The organism is Mycobacterium sp. Aquia_216 (genome assembly GCF_026723865.1).
GTDB lineage: Bacteria > Actinomycetota > Actinomycetes > Mycobacteriales > Mycobacteriaceae > Mycobacterium.
Genome location: NZ_CP113529.1, coordinates 4,202,471 through 4,225,023, shown reverse-complemented (window position 1 = coordinate 4,225,023; position 22,553 = coordinate 4,202,471). Strand labels below are relative to the sequence as shown.

Sequence of the window (22,553 nt, the reverse complement as noted above, 5' to 3'; positions counted from 1 at the left end):
TTGGTGTGGTGACTCGCACGGTTCAGAAGGCGTGCGTCTGGGCGGGCCCGCTCATGGGCGCACTATTTGTCGTCGGTTTTGTTGTGGCGGGCTTCTTCCCGCCACCATCCCCGAACCAGAACGCGGCACAAGTGGCGGCGTTGATCGACCAGCACCGCACGGCTATCCGCATCGGTATCGTGATCTGCCTGGCGTCGTGTCCGTTGCTGATGCCGTTCCTGGCGTCCTTCACGATGCAGATGCTGCGCATCGAAGGGCTGCGCCCAATCTTGGCGTATACACAACTGGCGCTCGGTGCGTTGGCCACGGTCGAATTCGTGATCCCATATGTTTTTATGCTCGTTTCGACCTACCGCGCCGATCAGCATCCTGAGGTCACCCGGGCGCTGTACGACATCAGCTGGTTTTTCTTTCTCGGTGTGGTCTCGACGTTTGTTCTGCAGCTGGCGGTCTTCGGTGTCGCCGTGTTGATCGACCAACGACCGACGCCGATCTTCCCGCGTTGGCTCGGGTACGTAAACCTCTGGCTGGCCCTCACATTCATCCCGGCGAGCTTCCTCGTGTTCTTCAAGACAGGGCCCTTGGCTTGGAACGGAATACTGGTGTGGTGGCTCCCGGTGTGCTCGTTTCTGTTGTGGTTCTTGCCCAACTTCGTTTTCCTCCTGCGCGCCATCGACGCCGACGACGATGACGACATGCCGATCCATCGACTAGACCGTGAAGTGGCCACGTTGCGCGCGCGGCTCGATGCGCTTTCGCCCAGTATTTGAGCCAGGACCTAACTCAGCATCTCGCCGCGGGCCCGCTCAGGTAGGCATGCCAACGTCGTTGTCGTCGTGACGCTCCGATCGCGGCATCAGCGCATGCGGTGTACGGCAGATGCGGTGCGCCGCCAATACAAGAAACCGTACTACGCCACCGGGCAATCGTGATAGATTTTAATCTCAGTAAAAAAAGACTGATCGGCCCAGCGGTGGGAGGATCCGATGCCGGGAGGAGCAGCAAGGCGATGACCGTTATCGACATCACCGACGCCTGGGGGCCTTTGGCCGAACCCATCCACTTCGCCGCCGCGGGTCCGACGGATCCGGTCTGGAAGGACAACGCCTACCTGTCCTTCTGGGACATCGAAAACGAAGTTTTCGGCAGCTTCCACGTTTCCACCTCGCCGAATGGCACCGGCGCGCGGCGTGCTCGGTGCAGCGTCTCGGTTCGGGCCAAAGTTTTGGAAATCATCGAGGACCTGCCACCGGGCAGCTTCGCCAGCGAGTCGATCGACTTCGGACTGGGCGGGGTGATATCGGTGCGGCACCCCCGGTTACGGGCCGATTTGGTCAACGCTCCGCTGTTTGTCCCGGCTGACTACGCAGTGGGCGGAGTAGTCCCCGAGCTGGTCCCGGGTAAGCCGTTGCAACATTTTCAACAGGCCTGTGAGTTGACGGGCACCCTGGTGCTCGACGGAGCTGAGTCACCGGTGCAGGCGCGCGGTATGCGGGATCGCACCTGGGGCTTCCGTGACGAATCCGCCCAATGGATCGAATACGCCGGTCTGGTAGCCGTCGTCGGCGACACCTTTATCACGGTGATGAAGTTCCTGGGTGCGGACGGCGCACTGCGATCCGACGGATTTCTGATCGACGCGGACGGGTTACGCACCATTGCCGACGTCACCTTCGGGCGCAACGCTGCCGGGCAGTTCCGGCTGGCCCGGCTACGCGACAAAGAGGGGGGCGTCGGGCTGGTCACGCTCTCGTCCCGGCTGGCGGGATTTTTCGTGCCGATGGGCGCCGACTCCGAGGGGCCGTCGTTTGGTACCTATGACGATTTTATGACTCTTGACAGCGAAAATAGCACGGGTGCAGGGTTTTTCGAGCAGGGCATCCTGCACCGGGTGTTCTGATCGCTAGCCGATGAGTAGCCGCCGAGTCGTTGCGCAGCAGCTGGACAATCCCGAGATCGATCCGGCACTGACCTGGACCACGGGTAACGTCGCCGAGGCCTTTCCCGGTGTTTTCACCACGTGGGGCTATACCTTCATCGAAGAGCCGATGGAGATGGCGTTCCGGAAGATGTTCGTCCGGCTGGGTGTATACAAGGCCGAAGACATATACCTGCCCGACCGCGCGGACGACATGTGCTGGACGTTGTTTGACGGCCGAGCCGCCGCGAATATCAACAAGTTTCGTGACATCGCGGGTCTGTTGCCCGGAACTTCGGCGTCCGCGACCGAACAGCAGCTATTCGGTTACGTGCGCCCCGACACCGTCGACAACAATTCCCGAAGCCGTTACCCGGCGATCGCCGCAAAGGCACCGCTGCTGGTGACCACCTTGCCCCGCGCTCACGACAGGATGGTCGCCGGCTTACGTTCCTGGCGGCTCGATGCGCTCGCACGTCTAGACGGACTCGACCGTGCCGGATGTCTGGCATTGGTCGACGACGCGAGGGATCGGTTCGAAAAGATCATGATTCTGCACTTGGTGGTGGCGTTGGTCAGCTCCGGGCTGGCCGAGCGGGTCAAGGCGGCGCTGGCCAGGCTTGGTCTTTCCGATCTGGAAACCGCGGTGCTAGCCGGAGTTGGGGCCGACGAGAATCAGGTCGCCGCTGATCTGTGGGCGTTGGCACACGACCGGATTACGTTGCGCGGCTTCACTGATCGACATGGCTACCACGGTCGCGATGAGGGCCAGCTGGCCGGCGTGTCATGGCGCGAGGACCCATCGCCGATCCTGGCGCGACTGGATGACTACCGATCGATCGACGCCAACGACCCGCGGGCCCCACACCTGCGCAGCACTCAACAGGTGGCGGCACGCCAGCAGGCGATGGCGCGGGTGCGGGCCGCCGCGCCGGCGTTGCAGCGACCGGCACTGAACTTGATCATGCGGGCCGCCGCACGTTTCCTGGCGCTGCGCGAGCAGGGCAAGGCCGGTTATCTGATGACGTTCGACGTGGCGCGCGCCGGTGCTCGACGGCTGGGTGCGGAGCTGGTCACGACAGGATCGTTGGAACAAACCGATGACGTGTTTCACCTCAGCTATGGGGCCCTGCGCAGCGGGCGCGTGGATGACGAACTTCGCGAGATCCCGAGTCGGCGTACTCAATTCGTAGATCGCCAGTCGCGACGGCTGCCCCAGGCGTGGCAAGGCCGGCCGCAGATCACTTCTGTGCACGACATTGCTGCCGATGAGGATGCGAGCCCCCTGACAGGTGTCGCCGCGAGTCCCGGCGTGGTGACTGGCCGTGCGCGGGTGGTCCGCGACCCGGCCACCACGGACCTGGACGAGGGCGACATTTTGGTGTGTGAGACCACCGATCCGAGCTGGGTTGCCTTGTTCCTGGTGGCCGGCGCCGTTGTTACGGACTACGGGGGCTTGCTCAGTCATGGCCCGATCGTGGCCCGCGAACTTGGGATCCCGTGCGTGTGCGGCACCGAGGTCGGGAGCCGTCGAATCCGGGATGGCCAACTGATCCGGGTGGATGGGGACACCGGGAAAGTGGAGATCGTGGAGCCGGCGGCAAAGGCTTTGAGTTAGATCTGAGTTTGCTAGGTGGGCGGGACAGGCCTAGACCGTGGCCGGGAACCTGTGGTAGAAACCACCCACCGTGTTTTTAACCGTGCTTAAATCCGTTGCTTCGCCCCGACAGCCCACGGTGGTGCTCCCCGCGATCAGGGGGACATCGATGGCGCCCGGGCCCGGACCTGCGGCCTGGTGACCGTCGGATGACCAACGTGGATACCAGGCGACCGATCCTGCCCCGCCTGATCCGTTTGTTTGCGGTGCCGATCATCATCGGCTGGATCGCGTTGACCGTCGTCGTGAACGTGGTCGCGCCGCAATTGGAAGTGGTCGGGGAGCGGCATGCGGCGCCGATGGCTCCAATGGATGCGCCGTCGATGAAAGCGATGATGCGCCTGGGCCATAACTTCCAGGAATTCGATTCCAACAGCACGGTCACGATCGTCCTGGAGGGCCAGCAGAATCTCGGCGATGCGGCACACCGATATTACGACAACATCATCAATCAGCTGAAGCAAGATCCCCGACACGTCCAGCACATCCAGGATTTCTGGAGCGATCGGTTGACCGCAGCCGGAGTCCAAAGCGCCGACGGCAAGGGTGCTTACGTGATATTGAACCTCGCCGGCGAGCAAGGCACGACGTTGTCCAACGAATCAGTCGACGCTGTCCGTGAAGTCGTGGCACGGACGCCGGCACCGCCCGGCGTTAAGGCCTACGTCACCGGCTCAACGGCGCATAGCTCCGATGAGTACATGATCGGGAACGCAAGCATGAACAAAATTACTTTGTTCACCCTTGCCGCGATAGCGATCATGTTGTTCCTGGTCTATCGCTCGATCGCTGCCACGTTGATCCAGCTTTTGATGACGCTGGTCGAATTGGCGGTCTCTCGCGGCGTCATCGCGGTACTCGGGAACTACGGGCTCATCGAGCTCGCGGTATTCGCCACAGCTCTCTTGACGATGCTGGGTATCGCCGCGGGAACCGACTACGGGATTTTCCTTATCGGACGTTATCGGGAGGCGCGCGCGTCGGGTGAGGACAGCGAAACGTCCTATTACACAACCTTTCACGGCGTCACACCCGTCGTGTTGGGCTCGGGTCTGACGATCGCAGGAGCGACGTTTTGCCTCGTCTTTACCCGACTGCCCTGGTTCACCACGATGGGGGTCCCGGTGGCAATCGGCATGCTCGTCGTCGTCGCCGCTGCGCTTACGCTGGGTCCGGCCGTTCTTGTGGTGGCGACCCGATTCGGCCTCTTGGAGCCCAAGGCATCGCGTAGCGGTCGACTGTGGCGACGGGTCGGTACTGCCGTTGTGCGTTGGCCGGCGCCGATTCTGGCCATGAGTACGGTGGCTGTGTTGATCGGCATGATCGGATTGCCGGGATACAAGACGCTCTACAGCGAGCGTTACTACTTGCCGGACAACGCGCCGGGCAATCGCGGGTATGCGGCCGCGCAGCGGCATTTCTCGGAAGGGCGGCTGAATCCCGACTTGCTGATGGTCGAGGCAGACCACGACATGCGCAACCCTGCCGACATGCTGGTGCTGGATCGGGTGGCCAAGAACGTGATCCGGGTCCACGGCATTGTGATGGTTCAGGACATCACCCGCCCCCTGGGAATTCCGATTGAGCACAGCTCGATACCGTTCCTGAACAGCATGCAAAGCCAGACCACGATGCAGAACATGGCGTTTCTGAAAGAGCGGATGGCCGACATGCTCAAGATGGCCGATGAGCAGCAGGTCGCAATCGACTACATGCAGCGGCTGTATGAGATCACCAACCGGCTGGCCAACGCGACGCACGATACGGTCCGTGACTCTACCGAAACGGCTGCGATCACCGATGGCTTGCGGGACCACATAGCGGATTTCGAAGATACCTGGCGGCCGGTCCGCAGCTACTTCTATTGGGACAAACACTGCTTCGACATCCCGATCTGTTGGTCATTCCGATCGTTGTTCGATGGCCTCGACGGGATCGATCAGCTTGACCAGCAGCTGCATGAACTGACGGCGGACATCAAGCGCACCGACTCGCTCACGCACGAAACGGCGCAGTTGTTGCCGCCGATGATCGCCAGCATGAAAACTACTCGTGGACTGACGCTTTCAGCGCACAGTACCTTCGAGGCGATGATCAACCAGATGGAGGCGATGAGCAACACGGGCATCGCCATGGGCCACAGTTTTGACGCCTCTCGAAACGATGACTACTTTTATCTTCCCCCGGAGGCCTTCGACAATGCGGAGTTCCAGCGGGGCCTGAAAATGTTCTTGTCACCGGACGGCAAGTCGGCGCGGTTTTTCATCAACCACGAAGGCGATCCTGCGACTCCGGAAGGCATCTCGCGAGTCGATGCGGAGCGAACCGCGGCGCAGGAGGGTCTCAAACAGTCATCCTTGTCCGGCGCGAAGGTCTATCTCGGCGGTACGGCAGCTACTTACAAGGACATGCACGACGGCAACATCTACGACCTGATGATCACCTCGGTGGCGTCGCTCACCCTGATCTTCATGATCATGCTCGTGCTGACGCGGAGTTTGGTCGCGGCGTTGGTTATCGTCGCCACCGCGGCTAGCTCGATTGCGGCGTCCATCGGTCTGTCCGTGCTGATCTGGCAAGATCTGTTCGGTATCAGGATGCACTTCTCCGTGATGCTCTTCGCGGTGATCGTCTTGTTGGCGGTCGGCGCCGACTACAACCTGCTACTGGTACACCGAATACGGCACGAGATCCACGCCGGACTCAAGACCGGGACGATCCGGGCGATGGCGGGGACAGGCGCGGTGGTCACCTCTGCCGGCTTGGTGTTTGCCTTCACGATGGCCGCAATGCTCGGCAGCGACGATCGCATCGTCGCTCAGATGGGTGCCACCATTGCTTTGGGTCTGCTGCTCGACACGCTCGTTGTCCGTACGTTATTCATGCCCTCGATCGCCACCTTGCTCGGCCGTTGGTTCTGGTGGCCGCAAATTGTCCACCCGCGCGGTGTCGACAATGTGCGCCCGCCTGGGGCCCCATCCGAGCACGCGCGGGCACTCCCGATGCCGGCGCGGCACTAGAGACCGGTTATCGGGTTATTTCGCTGGCTTTCGGGTTCGACCCGACCGCGATTCGCCGGAGTACTCGCGTGCCTTCACATCCTCGCGCAGCGAGCGCATCACCATTTCTAATCCCATGTCGAAGGAGTTCGGCGGATTGGTCCGGTCGGGCCGCTGGAGCCAAAGCCGCTCCTCTGCGACAGACCCGGCCTTCTGCAATGTGGAGATGAGGGCCCGGCGGACATCATCGAGCCGGACCATGTTGGCCTCGACGATGATCAGCTCGACCACCCGGGGTGCCGCTTCAAGGTGTCGTGGAATCGTGCATCGCCAGCGTCAATCTGGTTATCCCAGGCAAGATTTGTCTCACGGCGCATCTGGTGATCGCGGAAGCACGTGCATTCGCTTTCCTAGCCGGCGCTCATCGGCGTAGAGCCACCGGACAGCTACCATAAGCCAACTTATGGTAGCCTAGCGATAGAATTGAAGCCAAATTAAAAAGATGCGGGCTCGGCAGCCCGTCGGGGGGCTCCACTCGCCGAAGCGGCGAACAACCGCTGGGCCGCCGCAGTGTCGATGAAGGACTAGGACGCAGTGACTTTTGTTATCACCCAAAACTGCTGCAAGGACGCGAGTTGCGTGCCCGTATGCCCAGTCGACTGCATCCGTCCCGCGGGCGGGGCCGGTGAATCCACTGACACCGAGATGCTGTACATAGATCCCGCGACATGCATCGACTGCGGCGCATGCGCAGAGGAGTGCCCGGTCGACGCGATCTATTACGAAGAAGATCTACCGGCCAAATTAGAGCGGTTCCGTGACATCAACGCACGCTACTTCGAACATGCACCGCTGACGATGGACCTGCCGTCTCGCGACGGTGGCCACGCGGCAGTAGGACACGGTTCGTTGCGGGTAGCCATCGTGGGCGCGGGCCCGTCGGGCTGTTATGCGGCCAACGCCCTGGCTCGCGTCGGCGGGGTGGAGATCGCGCTATTCGAGCGCCTCCCCACGCCTTTCGGACTTGTCCGCGCCGGAGTGGCACCGGATCACCAACACACCAAGGCGGTCGTCGAGGTCTTCGATCCCGCCCTCACCAGCCGTACGCTGCGTTGTCACCTCAATGTCGCGATCGGGCAGGATCTCACGCACGAAGAGTTGCTAGAGCATCATCACGCCGTGATCTATGCGGTGGGGGCTTCGCTGAGCCGGGAGATCGGCATCACCGGAGAACACCTGCCAGGTAGCCACGCGGCCGCCGACTTCGTCGGGTGGTACAACGGCCATCCCGACCATGCCCATCATGTGTTCGACCTATCCGCGGAGCGGGCCGTCATCATTGGCAACGGCAACGTGGCGCTGGACGTGGCTCGGGTCTTGCTCACGGGGCCCGAGGAACTGAGGCAGACCGATATCGCCGAACATGCGCTGGACAGCTTGGCAAACAGCATGATTCGCGAGGTTCAGATCATTGCCCGCCGTGGCCCCCGCGAGGCTGCGTTTTCGGTCGGCGAATTTCTAGCGCTGGGACACCTGCCCGGAGTCGACATCGTCATCGACGGCGATGGCCTGGAGTCACTTCCCGACGACGATGTCGAGACGGCCATGAAGCTCGAGATCGCCCGCGAGTTCGCGCACCGCCCGCGGCAGCCGGAAAACAAGCGAATTATCTTCCGGTTCCGCACTTCTCCGCTGGAAGTCGCTGGTGACGACCACGCCCGAGGTCTGCACGTGCGACACCCGGGCGGCGAAACGGAGACGATCCCGGCTCGATTGATCCTGCGATCGGTCGGCTACCGGGGGGCACCGATCGATGGCCTTGCATTCGACAGTGGCAACGGTGTGGTGCCGAATGACAACGGTCGTGTCCTGAACGATGATGGGCTGCCCGTCCCGGGTGTATACGTCACCGGGTGGATCAAACGCGGTTCGCGTGGGGTGATCGGGACCAATCGGAGTTGCGCCGAAGAGTCGGTGACCAAGCTGTGGGAAGACTTCGATGCAGGTTTGCTCAATCGGGAAATTGGGGACCAGGCGGCCTTGGATTCCCTGCTCGCCAAACGCGTTTGCGACCCGGTGGACTGGCAGGGATGGTGTGCCATCGACGCCGCTGAGCGTCAGCGCGGCCAGCACGCCGACCGGCCCCGGGTGAAGTTTGTCGATCTCGCCGACATGCTGAGCGCCGCTACAGTGCGCACCGTCAGCTCCACCTGAGCTAAATCGTTGGGTCCCAGAATGAATGCCGCGGACCTATGCGGGTGCGTACAGGGTGCCGCGCCACATGGTGACCAACGCGTCGACGGCGGCCTCCTCGTCGGCGAGAGCCGGCTCCACTCCCAGTCCCGCGATGTAGAGCACTCTTTCGGTGCCCCAGAACAGGGTCGCGGCGAGGATTCGGCTCGGTACTGGGGAGGTGATGATGCCCGCGGCGCGTTCTCGGTCTATCTCGGCCGCCCCGGCCGAGATGAAACGTTCGGTGATTCCCAACCACAGCGTGCGCAACTCCGGCTCCGCGTGCCAATGGTGATTGGCCGCCTGCAGCACCGCGCGGTGGCGATGCCAGGCCTGCGTGACGGCCCGGATGCTGCGCTGCAGGGCGACCGTCGGTGAGTCGTCAGGGGATCGGGCAAGGAAGGGCTGCACGGTCTCGAAGATGTCGTCCATTGCGCGCTCTAGCAGCGCGCTCAGCACCGAGAACTTCGAGGCGAAATAGAAATAGAAAGTCGCTCTCGAGATCTTCGCCTCGGTGAGGATTTGGGCAACGCTGATGTCGTTGAACGATTGCTGCGCCAACAGACGCGCGGTGGCCGAGAAGATGCTTTCCGCAGCAGAGGTGTCGGTGTCCGCCACTCGTCGTCGACCGACCGCTCGTCGCGTCGATTCGGTCATCGCCGAAACCTTACAGGCGATCTACTCATCGGATCGTGTCCCACATAAAGAATGTAAGCGTTTTTGACCGCAGGTATACATGATGTCTGAACACCGTGTTAGTGTGAGCTGGTACACAGCTGCCGCGGGGGTTTGCCAGTCGCTACTGGCAGGAAAGCGGCACTTCAGCAGTGGTGCGAGACATTGGTAGCCAGAAAGGTCCGATATCGATGAGTGTGATGCTGAGTAGTAGTAGTTGGTGGCCGCTGGTGGGTGACGAAGGCTGGCCCCCGAATATCAAGCCGAGTCCCGGTGATTTCATCGCCAGCGCTCCGGCCCAACTCACCTTCTTCTTCGTCGCCGGCGCGGCCGCCGTGATCTTTGCGCTGCCGTGGGCGATCAGGGCGGCGGTGCGGAGCAAGAACTACATTCCTCTGCTCGTCATTGCCAGCGGATTCATTTGTAGCCAGTGCGAACCCATGCTCGACTTGCTGGGCCATTTGCACTGGGCCAAGAACCTGGTACCGGCCTTCACCAACTTCGGCATCACCGTGCCCGCGCTCATCCCGCTGTGCTACGTGGCGTTCCTCGGCCTGGAGGCCTACTTTTGCTATTTCGTCATCCGCAATGGCGCGCATGCCAAGCACTTCGTCATGATGCTCGGACTGGGCATCGTCACCGATGCGCTGATGGAGACGATCGGCATCAACCTGCGGACCTACGAGTACTACGGCGTGCAGCCGTACAAGTTCCTCAACTTCCCTTACTGGTGGGGCTTCATCAACGGCGGTTCATTCGTCACCATCGGCGCAATGTTGGCCTTCGCGGTACCGCGCCTGAAGGGCGCGCACAAACTGTGGTTGCTGCTCGTTGCGCCTACCGGCATGATGATGACCTACTTCGGGATCGGCTGGATTCACCTGCTCGCGCACAACTCGACGCTGCCGGTCGCGGCGCGCTGGGTAGCCACGACAGTCATGATGGCGATGATGGTCGGCTGGATGTTCGTCCTGCACAAGCTCGTCGGGCGGCCACAGTCGCTGCCGGCGCCGAACTGGACGCTGTGGCGGATCTTCGCGTACGGAAAGCTGACGCCGAAGCGCTCAACGCGGATGGCGATGTGGCAGAAGATGTGCGAGGAAGGCGGCGTGAAGGCCGGCGACGGGATCGCCACCAACCCCGAGGATCCAAATCAGGCGCTCATAGTGGGCCCGACCATAGTCTTCGGAGACGCCACCGGCGCCAAACCGCGTCGGCACGAAGCCTCGGTCTAAGCCGCCGGCGTCGTGGGTCGTGCGGGGCAGCGCTCGGCGACCCACGACGCGTGGGCGCTTGGCCGCACTCTTGCTCCCGCTGCTTGCGCAGGGGAGGATCGTTGACCGAGATGTGTTGTGAACTGGGGATTTTTGCTGTGCCCCTCGGGAACAAGGGAGTTCTGCGATGACACAGGGCATTCAGAAGACCATGGCGTTTTGCGGCGTAGCATTCGTGCTGTTGCTGTTTCCGGCGATCATCATGATCGGTCTGCTGCCGCCGGTATCACCGATGCGCAATGCCGCTGAGATTGCCCAGTTCTGGTCGACGAATACCGGCCTGAAACGGCTGGGACTCGTCTTACTGCTGGCCGCATCGGGCTTACAGGCGCCGTTTGGTGCCCTCATTGCGGTTCGGATCCGTCAGATGGAGGGAGGCCGGTACTCCGCGCTTGCTTACACCGAACTCGTCGGGGTGGGGCTCGCGGTGGTCGCGATCATCATGCCGTGTTTCTTCTTCGCCGCGGCGTCGTACCGTCCCGAGCGCGATCCACAGATAACCCAGGCGCTCAACGACCTCGGCTGGCTGCCGTTCGTGATGAACTGGCCGGCCGCCACCATCCAGTGTTTGGCGATTGGATTCGCAGTCTTCGGTGCCGCACGTGAGGTCTGGCCCCGATGGCTGGGCTACTTCAATGTCTGGTGCGGATTCATCTTTGCCGCAGGGGGTTTGGTGGTGCTGTTCAAGAACGGCGTCTTTGCCTGGAACGGTCTGCTCGCGTTCTGGTTGGTGGCGGTCTTCTTCGGAGCATGGTTCTTGATCATGGCGTGGCAGCTGTGGGTGAGCATCGCAGCCATAGAAGAGAACTCAGTGTCCGCGATGGCGACCGAGGACGAACCGCGACGGAGTCAGTTGCAGCGATGACCTTGATACGGCGATCGGACGCCCAGGATGTGGTCTCCGATCGAGCCCGGCGTATCCCTGGCGAAGAGGGAATCTGGGTTTTCGTACTCGGCGACATGACGGTGTTCGCCTTGTTCTTTGCGACCTTCATGTATTCCCGCGGCAAGAACCCCGAGATATTTGCGCGCGATCACGCCGCGTTGCATGTAGCGCTCGGAACGATCAATACCGTTCTGCTGCTATCTAGTTCGTTGCTCGTGGTCCTGGCCGTCCAGCGGGTTCTGGCCGGGCAGCGCGAGGGTGCGCGGCGGCCAATCGCGGTGGCGTTGGGCTGCGGCGTTGGTTTCGTCGTTGTCAAGGCGCTCGAGTGGACGCAGTTGTTCGCCGCGCGCAAAGGGGTCGGCAGCGGCGAATTCTTCTCGTATTACTTCATGTTCACCGGAATTCATCTGCTGCATGTGCTCATTGGCCTGGCCGTCTTGAGCCGGCTGATGGTGGTGATCCGGCAGCCGGAATTCGGAGAAAAGCAGTCCCGGCTGTGCGAGACCGGCGGAATCTTTTGGCACATGGTCGATCTGCTGTGGGTGGTCCTGTTCGCGCTGTTCTATTTGGTGAGGTGAACGATGACCGAAACTCGTCGGGTGACCTTAGTGTGGGTGTTGTTGCTGGCGTTGACCTTCGGCTCGTTTCTGGTTGGCGTCGAGCAAGGGGCGGGATTCGCTTCCGTCGGCGCGGTGATCATCGTGGGAATCGCGTTGTTCAAGGTGCGGCTCATCGGTATCCACTTCATGGATCTGCGAGTCGCCCCGCGCGCTCTGCGGGCGTTGTTCGAGGGGTACGTGCTTGTTGTCTTCGTGGTCCTGGTAGCACTCGATGCCTTCGTCAGGCCTTGAGATGGCCGAGCCGACGCATGCGATTGCGATCGATGCCGCGGACGAGCATTTTCATGCCCGAAGCGATCATCCACATTGGAACGAGAGCAGCTGGTTCGGCGTCATTCTGCCGGAGCGCCGGACCACGATCTACGTGTACTTTTTCCATCGGCCGAACATGAAGCTGTCCGCCGGCGGCGTGAAGGTCTGGGATCCCTCCGGAAGTAGCGAGTACGACTGCCTCGGCTACGACTACAACCGGCACCTCGCATTGCCCTCGGGCGCGGATATGTTCGACTTCACCCTCGACAACGGGCTTTCGGTGAAGATGCTGGAACCCTTCGGGCACTTCCGAATTCGTCACCGTGGTGCGCTGGACCTCGATCTCGAGTGGCGTAAGCTCAGTGCTCCCTACGCGTTCGGTCAGAACCAAGGCCTTGATGGTTGGACGACGGAGTCCGAGGGCTACACCAACGGTCACTATCAGCAGTACGGCCGGATGACCGGCACGGTTTACGTCGGCGGCGAGACGATTTCGGTGGATCATCCGGCGATCCGGGACCGGTCGTGGGGTCCGCGCGACGCCACCGCGGCGCGTCGGATGGAGCTGATGTGGTGTTGTGCTTCGGAGCGCAACTACTTCTCGGTGCTTTCGGTGAGCAACCATCCGCCCGCCGACGATGCGGTGCTCGGCGTCGACGACACCGTCGCCTTCGGCTTCTATTGCCGAGACGGCGTGAGCGGGCTGATTACCGGCGGGACCTGCCGTGTCACCGAGCGGGGATCCGATCTGCGGCCCCAGCGCGCTGAACTGCACGCCGTGGACGACTGCGGCCGCGTGCTCGATGCGACCGGGACAAGCCTGAATACGTTGGTATGGCCGGTCTATGACCGCACCTATCAACTATGCGCGGGGATGGAGTGGACGTTCGACGGCGTTACCGCGGGTGGCGAGGACTGGTCCTGCCTGCCGACTGAACAGGCTCGCGCACTGCTGCGGGGCTCATTGACCGCTCAGCGACTTCAGTAGGAACGTCTCGACCAGCATCCGGCCTCAGCGGAGATCTGCCGGCTGATCAAACAAGCTGGGCAGAAGAAGTAGAACACGCGCGATACCGTATCTGCTTGAATTTAATCGCAATTATAATCAACGGCATGCCTTCGCTCACCGAGATGGTGCCCGCCTTGGCAGGGGAGCGCTGACATGCCGTCGACCCAGCCGCAACCCGCCACGGATCTGACTCCCGAAGACCTGGCAAGCAGCCCGGTCCACTGTCCGGGGGAGAGGTTGCGTTGGACCACGGCAAATGTCGATGAGGGCTTGCCTGGAACCGTCACGCCGCTGACTTGGTCGATGTACTTCCCGCCGACCGAGGCCACGATGCGCGGATGCTGGGTAAATCTCGGTGTGCTGCCTAGATCGCAGCGGCCGATTCCCGACGACGTCGATGCTCGCTTTCTGTCTGTCGCCTATGGTCACGCCATCGCCAACCTCGATCAGATGGGCCGAATGGCGGCACGGGTGCCGGGCGGCTCGGCGGCGTTGATGGAGGCGCAGCTGTTCGGTTCGGTGCAAGGCGGCGGCGACCCGGAGCCCACCGGCCTGGGCAAGATGCGTCGTTACCCGTTCGTCCTGGCGAAGTTTCCCGTCGCCCTACGACGTGCGATGCGCGAACTCGATCCGTGCGCGCAGGAAACCACCCGATGGTGGCGAGCAACGGTCTTCGAATCCGAGGCACTGGCAAGCGATCTGGCGGTGGCCGCGCTCGTGGGTGCGCGTCGCCGGTTCGAGACGATTCTGGTCATCCACATGGTGCTGTCGATGGCATGCCAGGGGGTGATGGGTCGAGTCGAAACGATGGCGACCAACGCCGGGCTCGAAGGTTTGCAGAACGAGCTCATCAAGAGCGACGAGGGGACTGCCGAGTTCGATCTGGTCCGGGACCTGTGGCAGCTGTCGGACAATGCAATCACCATCGAGGACTTTTTGCATCGGCACGGCTATCATGGTCCGCGCGAAGGTTTGGTCGAATCGACGGTGTGGCGGGAGGATTCGCGGCCCGTTGTCGAACTTGCCGCCACCTACCGTTCGCGCCACCGCACCGAGGATGTGAATCAGCTTGTGGCGCGACGGCGGCGCGAACATGCGGCTGCCGTCGCGCGACTGCAGCGGGCTCTCGGTCCCGTCCGGTCTATCCCCGCCACAGCTCTCGTCCGCTTTGCCGCGCACGCGCCGATGTGGCGAGAGACCGGGCGGGCCAGCATGTTACGGGCGGTGGATGTCGCACGGGCCGCGTCGCGCATAGTCGGGCGTGATCTCGCCGATGCCGGAGTACTCGGGGACGCCACCGATATCAGGTTTCTGACCATCGACGAAATCGCCGGCAAGGACCGTGATCGCTGGCCTGAACTTGTCAGCCGTCGCCGCGCCCATCATGCGATGTTCGATCGGATTGCGCTGCCCCACGTCTGGCGCGGCACGCCGGTTATCGAGGTCACCGGGCCAGCCGTCGACGTCGTGCCGGCAGGTTCAAGGCCCGGCACGCTCGAGGGCTTAGGGGTGAGTGCCGGTGTGGCCGAAGGGATTGTCCGCGTCGTTCGCGATCTCGACGAAGCCGATATCGAGGAAGGTAGCGTGTTGGTGTGCTGGGCGACAGATCCCAGTTGGGCTTCCCTCTTCCCGCTGGCCGAAGCGGTGGTCACCGACGTGGGCAGTGCGATGAGCCACGCCGCCATCGTGTGCCGCGAATTGGGTCTCCCGTGCGTTGCCGGCACCCGCACCGGAACGACCGTCTTGCGCGACGGCATGCGGGTTCGGGTGGACGGCACAACCGGTCGAGTGGAGATCCTCAAGCCCTGACAACCAGCGCTCGGCTGCGCGCGGTGCGCCTCCGTCTTGGCATTCGGCCCCGAGGTTGTGTTGCGCTCCGGCATGTCCTGCCTCGGCGGCCACTCGCCACCAACACTGTGCGAGGTCGCGCAGAACACCGAGGCTCTATTGCACCTGGCGATCCCCGGATACCGCAGCACGCCGCCAGGCCTGCGCGGTGTTCGTTGTAATGCGGCGTCGCCTGTTTCGTAGAGCAGACGAGCATGTTCGCCGGACATGTCGCCAGCGGAGTGGAGCGGCTCGGCGGATGCGTCCGCCTCGGCGGCGCTGGCCGCCGAAACCTCAGATCGACCGCGGGGCATAGCCCGTCGTAGAGAATTGCGCGAACGATCGTTCCTTTATAGCATTGATTAATTCTGCACCACATATATTATTGCGCGGAATACTGATGTGAACGATCGGAAATCTATCGAACGATGGTCGGGGGAACGGTGATGCCGCGGAGCGTGAGGCACTGGCGCCAAAGGTTGCGCCGCCGCCACCGGGCGAACTCCGACACTGAGCAATGGGAATGTGCCGACCGTGCGTGGGCGGAAATCGATTGGGCCCCCCACATTCATGACGCCGATGTACGCGAGCGACACGTTCGCTACGTCGACCTCGGAGCGGGTCGGCCGGTGGTGCTGGTGCACGGTCAGGGTGGAGCGTGGCAATGGTGGCTGCGCGTCATACCCGTCGTGGCGCGTCACGTCCGTGTGATCGCGCTCGACCTCGCCGGGTTCGGTGCATCAGACCCGGTGGCCACCGGGGATGTCTTCGAGGAACAGGTCGCGACGGTAATCGGGCTGCTGGATGAGCTGCGCCTGGCGAGGGCGACAATCGTGGGCCACTCGATGGGAGGCCTCGTCTCACTCAAGGTTGCATGCGACCACCCCGAACGGGTCGACGGTTTGATGTTGATCGACTCCGGGAGCAACGTCATCGGCCCGGTGCGATTGCGTGTAATCCTGTTGGGATTCCGGCTTTTTGACCGAGTGTTCAGGTTTTCCGCCGTGCCGCGGGTTGTCGCGCGGTGGCGGTACTTGCGGGCCGCGTTTTTCGCACTCGCCGTGACCGAGCCGCGCTGCATCACGCGATCGCTAGCCGACGAGTTGGTGCCGCGGATGGCGGCTCCGGGGTTCATCGCCGGCATGCAAGCCGCGGGAAAAGCTGTGGCAGAGGCCACGCCTGAGACTGTCCGCGGTCCTGCATTGGTGCTGTGGGGTCGCGACGACCGAATCGTTCCGCTGTCGTCGGGCCGCCAGCTGGCGGACGCTATTCCTCATGCGCGGCTGGTCGTCCTCGACGACGTTGCGCACTGCGCGATGCTCGAAAAGCCCGATGAGACCGCGTCTCTCATAGCCGATTTCACCCGCAATCCGATGGCTGGCCAAGCCTCGACAGACTCTACAACGGATGCACTCGGTGGGGACAGAGGTCAGCTCGGCGTCCGTATTTGCTAGGCGGGAAACGGCTTTGGGAGGGGAGCGGTCGAGATGAACAGGAATGAACTTTGGTCCGACTTGGAGAACTGGGGTCGAGACCCGGTGTTGTCCGAACTGGATGCGCTGATGTGGCGCACGGATCGGCACCCGCAGGGTGCATGGTCTGGGGTTGTAGTTCAGATGCTCGACTCGGTCCCCGATTGGGACCGGCTTCGGGCCGCTCACGAGTGGTTCGTCGAGATCGTTCCGCGCTTCGCGCAGCGAGTGGTTGATCCGCTGCTTCCGGTGGGGCCACCGATGTGGGAGGACGACCCGTTGTTCGACCTCGACTTCCACCTGCGGCATGTGTCACTGCCTGCGCCCGGTGCGCAGAGTCAGTTGCTCGAACTCGCGCAAACGATCGGGTTGACGCCGCTGGATCGTTCTCGCCCGCCCTGGGAAGGCTATCTGGTGGAAGGGCTCGAAGGCGGGCGCGCGGCTTACGTTATGCACGCCCATCACGTCTTCATGGATGGGTTGGCGCTGGCCCGGTTGCATGAGCGTGTCCTCAACACGGGTCGGAAGCATCAACCCGACAAACCCTCGCCGCCGCACGAGCCGGTACGGCGCAGTGCGATCGGTGTGGCAGCTCAGCAGCTAGCCGAACAAATTGTCGCTACCCCGAAGGCTCTTTTTGGGGGCGGACGCGCCGTTGTTAAAGCGGTCGGCAACCTTCGCTCGACGGCTGACTACGTGTCTTCATTGGCGCGGGTGGCCGGACCGCCACCGAAGAATCCGTCCAAGGTCCTTCGTGGCGGGGCCCGAAGGATGTGGCGCTTCGGGACCATGGAGTGTGAATTCGACGACTTGCGACGTGCGGCTAAGGCGGTTGGCGGCTCGCTGAACGATGCATTCGTCAGTGCGCTGCTCGGAGGGCTCCGGCGGTATTGCAGCGCCAACGGCGAGGAACTGCAAGATGTTCCGATCTCCATGCCGGTGGCCATGCGCACCGCGGAGAACGCCACGGGTGGCAACGACTTTGCCGCGGCATATTTTCTTGTGCCCTCCGGCGTGGAGGATCCCGCCGAGCGGATCCGCGCGATGCGCGAGCGGGTGAGTCAAGTGCGATCCGAACCCGCATTGGGTTTCCTTGGCGCCATCACCCCGATTCTCAACCGCACCCCCTCGGGTGTGGCGGCGGCAATCCTTGGGGCAGTCGGCGGAGCAGTCCTCACCACCAGCTCATGGCCAGGTATTGCCGAGGATCGCTACATGGCTGGAGCGCGCTTCGACCGGATGTTCGTCTTCGCGCCCTTGCCGGGTACCGTTTTGACCTCGGCCATGTGCACTCATTGCGGCGTGTGTTGTATCGCGATGAACGCCGATGGTGAGGTCTTCAAAGACCTGGACCTGCTGTGGAACTCGATGCGAGAGAGTCTCGACGAAATCCTCGCGCTGGGCTAGAGCTCCTCTAACCGGCCGGGGTGTGAATGCCACGAAGTAAATGGTGCCGCAGCGGGTCGTGCGGCCACCACGGCGTGGTCATCCACAAAGCGATCGGATAAATCCGGTCGTGTTGTCCCATCCGGGCGCCCCCGATGACGAACACGAACAGGGCGACGATGGACAAGCCACCGATCATGACGACGGCAAATGCGTTGTGCGAGATCGCATCCAGGGTGGTCTGCGGATCGCAGGTATTCACTGCTGCGATACAACACCCAAAGTCACGGTCGATGCCAGCGTTTCGCGGGGATTGGAGTAGGCCGAGGCCATCACCTGGAGGAAACGAGCGTCGGCGAAGGCGTGTGAGATCGGGTATTCACGCATATACCCGTATCCGCCGTGCAGTTGCAGTGCCTGGTCGACCGTTTGACCGCAGACCCTGTTCGCGGTCAGGCGTGCGGCCGCCGCATCGGCGACATCGAGTGCACCGGTACCACGCTCCTGCACGCAGGAATCGACGAAGACCGTCAGGCTGGCCAGTTCGGCCCACAGCTCGGCCAGGCGGAATCGGGTGTTTTCGAATTCCGCCAACGGCTGGCCGAAGACCTTTCTGGCATGCACGTAATCGACCGCCAACGCCATCGCTGTGCGCGCGCTAGCCAACGCCAGCACGGCAAACCACAGGTCGAGGTCGCGACACGGCGTGGTCGGGTAGATCAGGTCGGTGTTCGCGCCGACGTCACCGAGTGTCACGTCTGCGAGCCCTGCGTCGCGTCCGGCTAGGTTCTCGTCTATTGGGGTGACGACGACACCGGGGCGGTCGAGGGTGACCAGGACAACGCCGTCGCGGTCGTTGTGCACCAGCAGCGCGTCCGCGATGCGCGCGGCAGCGACACCGGACAACGTGGCAGGTGCGGGAACCGCGATCAATTCACCGGTGGTGAGCCCCGGCAGCCACTGCTGCTTGTGCGCCGAACTGCCGTGCTCGAGCAAGAACGGAATCGCGACGCCGGCCTGCAGTGCTAATAGCAGAGCCAGACCCGTCGCCCCGGCGGCGACCGCTTCCTCGATGAGGACGACCAGGAAGCCGAGATCGTCGGCGCCGCCGCCGCCAAACTCCTCGGGTACGGCGGTGCCCAGAAACCCCGCTTCGCCGGCGGCTGAGACGATGCTGCGCGGCAGGCCATCGACCCGGCGCCATTCGTCCAGGTGCGGTACGACCTCACTGGCGATGAATCGCTTGACGCTGTCGCGGTAAGCCTCGTGATCGTCGCCGTAGATACGCCGGCGGCTCGAAATCACCTGGGTGCCATCCGGATTGCCCCGTCGAGGCGAATCGTTTCGCCGTTGAGCATGCCGTTGTCGATGATGGACAAGGCCAGACGAGCGAACTCGTCGGGCAGACCTAGCCGGCTTGGGTGCGGCACGCTCTTTGCCAGTGATGCCCGCACCTCGTCGGAGACCTTCGCCAGCAGTGGCGTGTCGAATGTGCCGGGCGCGATGGTGCATACGCGGATCGCCTTGGACGCCAGATCGCGCGCCGCGACGATTGTCATGCCGACAATGCCGGCCTTGGACGACGCGTACGGTATCTGACCGATCTGGCCCTCGAATGCGGCCACCGATGCGGTCATGATGACCACCCCGCGATCACCGTCGACCGGCTCGTTGGTCGCCATCTGCGCAGCGGCCAGGCGCAGCACGTTGAAAGAGCCGATCAGGTTGATCCCGATGACCTCGGAGTAGGTCTCCAGTGAGCCGGGCGAGCCGTCCTTGTTGACCACACGCACCGGACCGCCGCGTCCCGCGCAGTGCACGACTGCCCGAAGCGGCCCCGCCTCGACGGCCGCGGTGATCGCGGCGCCGACGTCGTCTGGGCTGCGCACGTCGGCGGCGACGAACTGCACGGTGTCGCCGAGCTCCTTGGCGACTGTCTCGCCGTCGGAGGATGCCAGGTCGGCGATGATCACTTTGGCGGCACCGGATCCGACAAGCCGTTCCACGGTCGCGCGCCCTAGACCGGAGGCGCCTCCGGTGACGACCGCGCTGATTCCCTCAATCTGCATGCGTTGCTTTTCCTTTCGGGGCCTTTACAGCCGTTCGATGATCGTGGCGTTGGCCATTCCGCCGGCTTCACACATCGTCTGCAGCCCGAAGCGACCGCCGCCGGCCTCCAGTGCGTGCAACATCGTGGTGAGCAGCCGGGCGCCGGACGCCCCGAGCGGGTGGCCCAGCGCGATGGCACCGCCGCGTGGGTTGAGTCTTTCCGGATCGGCGCCGAAATGCTGCGCCCAGGCCATGGGTACCGGGGCGAACGCCTCGTTGACTTCGTAGTGGTCAATGTCGGCCAGCGAAAGCTGCGACCGCCGAAGTACTCGTTCGGTCGCCGGGATCGGACCGGTCAGCATGGTGATCGGATCGTCGGCGGCCAAACCGAACGAGTGGAAGCGCGCGCGGGGGGTCAGGCCCAGCTCTTCGGCGATGTCGTCGCCCATGATCAGTACCGCCGCCGCACCGTCGGCGAGCTGTGACGAATTGCCCGCGGTGATGTGCCAGTCGTTGATCTCCGGGAAACGTTCCGCCATGTCGGCGGAGTAGAACGACGACTTGAGCGCTGCCAGGCCCTCGGCGGTGGTTGTCGGCCGGACGGTCTCATCGGTACTGACCACGCCGCCCTCCGGTGTGGTGATTGGCACGATCTCGGCGCTGAAGTCGGTGCTGGCCGCATTCGTGTGTGAGGCGGCGGCGAACTGATCGATGGACTCGCGATCAAGCTTCCAACGTGCGGCCACCAGTTCGGCCGAGATGCCCTGCGGCACCAGCCCGGGCGCATACCTTTCGGCCACCGACGGGCCATAGGGGTCTTGACCGATTCGCGCGGTGAACATCGGGATGCGGCTCATGGATTCGACGCCGGCCGCGACGACGATGTCGCACGCTCCGGCGATCACGGCCTGCGCGGCGAAATCGGCGGCCTGCTGGCTGGATCCGCAGGCGCGATGCACCGCCACCGATGGCACGCTTTCAGGTAGCCCTGCCGAGAGCCATGCCCAACGGCCCACCGGCCCGGACTGTTCCCCGACCTGGCTTACGCAGCCGGCGATCACATCATCGACGCGAGCGGGGTCGACGTCGTTGCGTGCCATCAGCTGGCCGATCACCTGACCCAGCAACTCGACCGGGTGTACACCGCTCAAGGCCCCGCCAGGACGTCCGTCCTTCGGAGGTTTGCCTTTGGCCATCGGTGAACGAATGGCATCGACAATGACTGCGCTACGCGACATTTGGTGACTCCTCGGTAATCGTCTGTGCCCTACGCGGGCTGCGGCTGGGTAATGGCCGCGGAGTCCCAGTAGAACGCCCGGATCTCTCGCACCAGGCCTTCGGAGAATGTCCACACCTCCAGCGCGGAGTTGGGAACGCCCACATCGGAGCCGGGGTTTTTCCACTCGAAGCTGATCCAGGCGACGACGTGGTCGCCGTCGCCGATCGTGCGTACCAGCGTGAGGTTCGTGGCGCCGGCCTGATTGCCTGCCTTGGCAATTCCGCTGAACAGCCCGCGCAGCCGTCGGCTTCCCTCTACCCGGCCGCCATGCGGAAGCGAGGGCGGCCACTCGATCGCGGCGTCCTCGGCAAAGTGGGCGTCGATGGCCTCCCCGATCGCGTCAGGGTCGGCGCCACTGAGCGCGGCATAGAAGTCGGCGACGATCTGGGCGTTCGGTTGCTGCGACATCGGGAACCTCACTGTCCGGGGGCGGGAGTATTTTAGAACATTATCGTCTCATTAAGTGCTCGGCAACGGCGGCTCGCCCGATCCGCCGGCGATCATCGTGCCCTGGCTCGTGGCGCAGCGATTGCCGTTTCGGTCCTCGATGACCACTTCGACGAACTTCGTTCGCCGACCGCCGCCCAACACGGTCGCGCGAAATGTCAACGGCGCTCGTGCCGGCAGATGAAACTGAATGTGCAGAGAGCCGGTGGCGGGCAAGAGTCCTTTTTCGCTCTGACGCATGGTGAGCGCGCCCATGATCTGGTCGGCCGCGGCGGTCACGGTGCCGCCGTTCACAGCACCGTTGGGATTGGTGGTCAGCGTCGAGCGTTCCATCCGAAAGGTCGCCGAAGCCACATTCAACTCGACGCATACCAGGCCGAGATCTTGGCAGTACGGCAGCGCGTTGACCCAGGTCAACCAGTCTTCCGTGGTGTCTGATGCCGGGTGCCACCACGCCATGTCGGGCGCGGGACCGTCGTGGGACATGGTCGGCTCCATTTCGTCGCTTTTCCTTTGCAATGTAAACGATCGTTCTTGCATGGCGATTGGCGCCCAGGTGCGTGTGACCATT

Annotated in this window: 21 protein-coding genes; 13 read left to right on the top strand and 8 right to left on the bottom strand. The window is 63.1% G+C overall.

Going from position 1 to position 22,553, the window contains the following annotated elements; translation table 11 throughout:
* Nucleotides 1-8 precede the first annotated feature (8 nt).
* From OK015_RS19795 to OK015_RS19780, 4 genes are all read left to right on the top strand, one after another.
* Nucleotides 9-770, top strand: coding sequence for a hypothetical protein (locus tag OK015_RS19795; RefSeq protein WP_268125670.1), 762 nt, complete (start codon nucleotides 9-11; stop codon nucleotides 768-770).
* 239 nt (nucleotides 771-1,009) lie between these two features.
* Complete coding sequence (locus tag OK015_RS19790) at nucleotides 1,010-1,900, top strand: hypothetical protein (protein WP_268125669.1); 891 nt, start codon at nucleotides 1,010-1,012, stop codon at nucleotides 1,898-1,900.
* Between the two features lie 10 nt (nucleotides 1,901-1,910).
* Nucleotides 1,911-3,536, top strand: coding sequence for a PEP-utilizing enzyme (locus OK015_RS19785; RefSeq protein WP_268125668.1), 1,626 nt, complete (start codon nucleotides 1,911-1,913; stop codon nucleotides 3,534-3,536).
* Nucleotides 3,537-3,724: 188 nt separating this feature from the next.
* Complete coding sequence (locus OK015_RS19780) at nucleotides 3,725-6,595, top strand: MMPL/RND family transporter (protein WP_268125667.1); 2,871 nt, start codon at nucleotides 3,725-3,727, stop codon at nucleotides 6,593-6,595.
* Between the two features lie 15 nt (nucleotides 6,596-6,610).
* Here OK015_RS19780 and OK015_RS19775 read toward each other — a convergent pair whose 3' ends face one another.
* The gene (locus OK015_RS19775; protein WP_268125666.1) at nucleotides 6,611-6,865 is read right to left on the bottom strand and encodes a hypothetical protein; all 255 of its coding nucleotides are present in this window, start codon (nucleotides 6,863-6,865) and stop codon (nucleotides 6,611-6,613) included.
* A gap of 303 nt (nucleotides 6,866-7,168) precedes the next feature.
* Between OK015_RS19775 and OK015_RS19770 the strand changes: the two genes are divergently transcribed.
* Nucleotides 7,169-8,788 (top strand): FAD-dependent oxidoreductase, encoded by a 1,620-nt coding sequence (locus OK015_RS19770; protein WP_268125665.1) that lies wholly within the window; start codon nucleotides 7,169-7,171, stop codon nucleotides 8,786-8,788.
* 36 nt (nucleotides 8,789-8,824) lie between these two features.
* Here OK015_RS19770 and OK015_RS19765 read toward each other — a convergent pair whose 3' ends face one another.
* The gene (locus tag OK015_RS19765; RefSeq protein ID WP_268125664.1) at nucleotides 8,825-9,463 is read right to left on the bottom strand and encodes a TetR/AcrR family transcriptional regulator; all 639 of its coding nucleotides are present in this window, start codon (nucleotides 9,461-9,463) and stop codon (nucleotides 8,825-8,827) included.
* 209 nt (nucleotides 9,464-9,672) lie between these two features.
* On the opposite strand from OK015_RS19765, the gene OK015_RS19760 reads away from it, so the two are divergent.
* The 8 genes from OK015_RS19760 to OK015_RS19725 all read left to right on the top strand — a co-directional run bounded on the left by OK015_RS19760 (nucleotide 9,673) and on the right by OK015_RS19725 (nucleotide 18,228).
* Nucleotides 9,673-10,716 carry a hypothetical protein gene (locus OK015_RS19760; protein ID WP_268125663.1) on the top strand — a complete coding sequence of 348 codons (1,044 nt, stop codon included), beginning with the start codon at nucleotides 9,673-9,675 and terminating at the stop codon, nucleotides 10,714-10,716.
* A gap of 166 nt (nucleotides 10,717-10,882) precedes the next feature.
* Nucleotides 10,883-11,620, top strand: coding sequence for a hypothetical protein (locus tag OK015_RS19755; protein ID WP_268125662.1), 738 nt, complete (start codon nucleotides 10,883-10,885; stop codon nucleotides 11,618-11,620).
* Nucleotides 11,617-12,219 (top strand): cytochrome c oxidase subunit 3, encoded by a 603-nt coding sequence (locus OK015_RS19750; protein ID WP_268125661.1) that lies wholly within the window; start codon nucleotides 11,617-11,619, stop codon nucleotides 12,217-12,219. The genes OK015_RS19755 and OK015_RS19750 overlap by 4 nt, the downstream gene beginning before the upstream one ends.
* Before the next feature lie 3 nt (nucleotides 12,220-12,222).
* Entirely contained in the window at nucleotides 12,223-12,492 is a 270-nt protein-coding gene (locus tag OK015_RS19745) for a cytochrome C oxidase subunit IV family protein (RefSeq protein ID WP_268125660.1), read from the top strand.
* 1 nt (nucleotide 12,493) lies between these two features.
* Nucleotides 12,494-13,501 carry a hypothetical protein gene (locus OK015_RS19740; RefSeq protein ID WP_268125659.1) on the top strand — a complete coding sequence of 336 codons (1,008 nt, stop codon included), beginning with the start codon at nucleotides 12,494-12,496 and terminating at the stop codon, nucleotides 13,499-13,501.
* 174 nt (nucleotides 13,502-13,675) lie between these two features.
* Nucleotides 13,676-15,331, top strand: a complete 1,656-nt coding sequence (locus tag OK015_RS29080) for a PEP-utilizing enzyme (RefSeq protein WP_326498491.1) — start codon at nucleotides 13,676-13,678, stop codon at nucleotides 15,329-15,331.
* Nucleotides 15,332-15,795: 464 nt separating this feature from the next.
* Entirely contained in the window at nucleotides 15,796-16,803 is a 1,008-nt protein-coding gene (locus OK015_RS19730) for an alpha/beta fold hydrolase (protein ID WP_268125658.1), read from the top strand.
* Between the two features lie 33 nt (nucleotides 16,804-16,836).
* A complete protein-coding gene (locus tag OK015_RS19725; protein WP_268125657.1) occupies nucleotides 16,837-18,228 on the top strand; it encodes a wax ester/triacylglycerol synthase domain-containing protein in 1,392 nt (463 codons plus the stop codon).
* A gap of 7 nt (nucleotides 18,229-18,235) precedes the next feature.
* Here the strand turns inward: OK015_RS19725 and OK015_RS19720 are convergent, their stop codons facing one another.
* From OK015_RS19720 to OK015_RS19695, 6 genes are read right to left on the bottom strand one after another with little or no spacing between them, the layout of a single operon-like run.
* Nucleotides 18,236-18,469, bottom strand: coding sequence for a hypothetical protein (locus OK015_RS19720; protein ID WP_268125656.1), 234 nt, complete (start codon nucleotides 18,467-18,469; stop codon nucleotides 18,236-18,238).
* Nucleotides 18,466-19,512, bottom strand: coding sequence for an acyl-CoA dehydrogenase family protein (locus OK015_RS19715; RefSeq protein ID WP_268125655.1), 1,047 nt, complete (start codon nucleotides 19,510-19,512; stop codon nucleotides 18,466-18,468). The genes OK015_RS19720 and OK015_RS19715 overlap by 4 nt, the downstream gene beginning before the upstream one ends.
* Entirely contained in the window at nucleotides 19,509-20,276 is a 768-nt protein-coding gene (locus OK015_RS19710; RefSeq protein ID WP_268125654.1) for an SDR family NAD(P)-dependent oxidoreductase, read from the bottom strand. The genes OK015_RS19715 and OK015_RS19710 overlap by 4 nt, the downstream gene beginning before the upstream one ends.
* Nucleotides 20,277-20,300: 24 nt before the next feature.
* Complete coding sequence (locus OK015_RS19705; protein ID WP_268125653.1) at nucleotides 20,301-21,494, bottom strand: thiolase family protein; 1,194 nt, start codon at nucleotides 21,492-21,494, stop codon at nucleotides 20,301-20,303.
* A gap of 29 nt (nucleotides 21,495-21,523) precedes the next feature.
* Entirely contained in the window at nucleotides 21,524-21,943 is a 420-nt protein-coding gene (locus OK015_RS19700; RefSeq protein ID WP_268125652.1) for a nuclear transport factor 2 family protein, read from the bottom strand.
* 51 nt (nucleotides 21,944-21,994) lie between these two features.
* Nucleotides 21,995-22,468: a PaaI family thioesterase gene (locus OK015_RS19695; protein ID WP_268125651.1), complete on the bottom strand. Its 474-nt coding sequence runs from the start codon at nucleotides 22,466-22,468 to the stop codon at nucleotides 21,995-21,997.
* Nucleotides 22,469-22,553: the final 85 nt, after the last annotated feature.

What these genes read in the sequence shown, in the direction of transcription:
- OK015_RS19790 (WP_268125669.1), top strand. Translation starts at nt 1,010, where the DNA reads ATGACCGTTATCGACATCACCGACGCCTGGGGGCCTTTGGCCGAACCC.
- OK015_RS19730 (WP_268125658.1), top strand. Translation starts at nt 15,796, where the DNA reads ATGCCGCGGAGCGTGAGGCACTGGCGCCAAAGGTTGCGCCGCCGCCAC.
- OK015_RS19765 (WP_268125664.1), bottom strand. Translation starts at nt 9,463, where the DNA reads ATGACCGAATCGACGCGACGAGCGGTCGGTCGACGACGAGTGGCGGAC.
- OK015_RS19705 (WP_268125653.1), bottom strand. Translation starts at nt 21,494, where the DNA reads ATGTCGCGTAGCGCAGTCATTGTCGATGCCATTCGTTCACCGATGGCC.
- OK015_RS19710 (WP_268125654.1), bottom strand. Translation starts at nt 20,276, where the DNA reads ATGCAGATTGAGGGAATCAGCGCGGTCGTCACCGGAGGCGCCTCCGGT.
- OK015_RS19760 (WP_268125663.1), top strand. Translation starts at nt 9,673, where the DNA reads ATGAGTGTGATGCTGAGTAGTAGTAGTTGGTGGCCGCTGGTGGGTGAC.
- OK015_RS29080 (WP_326498491.1), top strand. Translation starts at nt 13,676, where the DNA reads ATGCCGTCGACCCAGCCGCAACCCGCCACGGATCTGACTCCCGAAGAC.
- OK015_RS19725 (WP_268125657.1), top strand. Translation starts at nt 16,837, where the DNA reads ATGAACAGGAATGAACTTTGGTCCGACTTGGAGAACTGGGGTCGAGAC.
- OK015_RS19740 (WP_268125659.1), top strand. Translation starts at nt 12,494, where the DNA reads ATGGCCGAGCCGACGCATGCGATTGCGATCGATGCCGCGGACGAGCAT.
- OK015_RS19750 (WP_268125661.1), top strand. Translation starts at nt 11,617, where the DNA reads ATGACCTTGATACGGCGATCGGACGCCCAGGATGTGGTCTCCGATCGA.
- OK015_RS19745 (WP_268125660.1), top strand. Translation starts at nt 12,223, where the DNA reads ATGACCGAAACTCGTCGGGTGACCTTAGTGTGGGTGTTGTTGCTGGCG.
- OK015_RS19695 (WP_268125651.1), bottom strand. Translation starts at nt 22,468, where the DNA reads ATGTCCCACGACGGTCCCGCGCCCGACATGGCGTGGTGGCACCCGGCA.
- OK015_RS19700 (WP_268125652.1), bottom strand. Translation starts at nt 21,943, where the DNA reads ATGTCGCAGCAACCGAACGCCCAGATCGTCGCCGACTTCTATGCCGCG.
- OK015_RS19780 (WP_268125667.1), top strand. Translation starts at nt 3,725, where the DNA reads ATGACCAACGTGGATACCAGGCGACCGATCCTGCCCCGCCTGATCCGT.
- OK015_RS19755 (WP_268125662.1), top strand. Translation starts at nt 10,883, where the DNA reads ATGACACAGGGCATTCAGAAGACCATGGCGTTTTGCGGCGTAGCATTC.
- OK015_RS19785 (WP_268125668.1), top strand. Translation starts at nt 1,911, where the DNA reads ATGAGTAGCCGCCGAGTCGTTGCGCAGCAGCTGGACAATCCCGAGATC.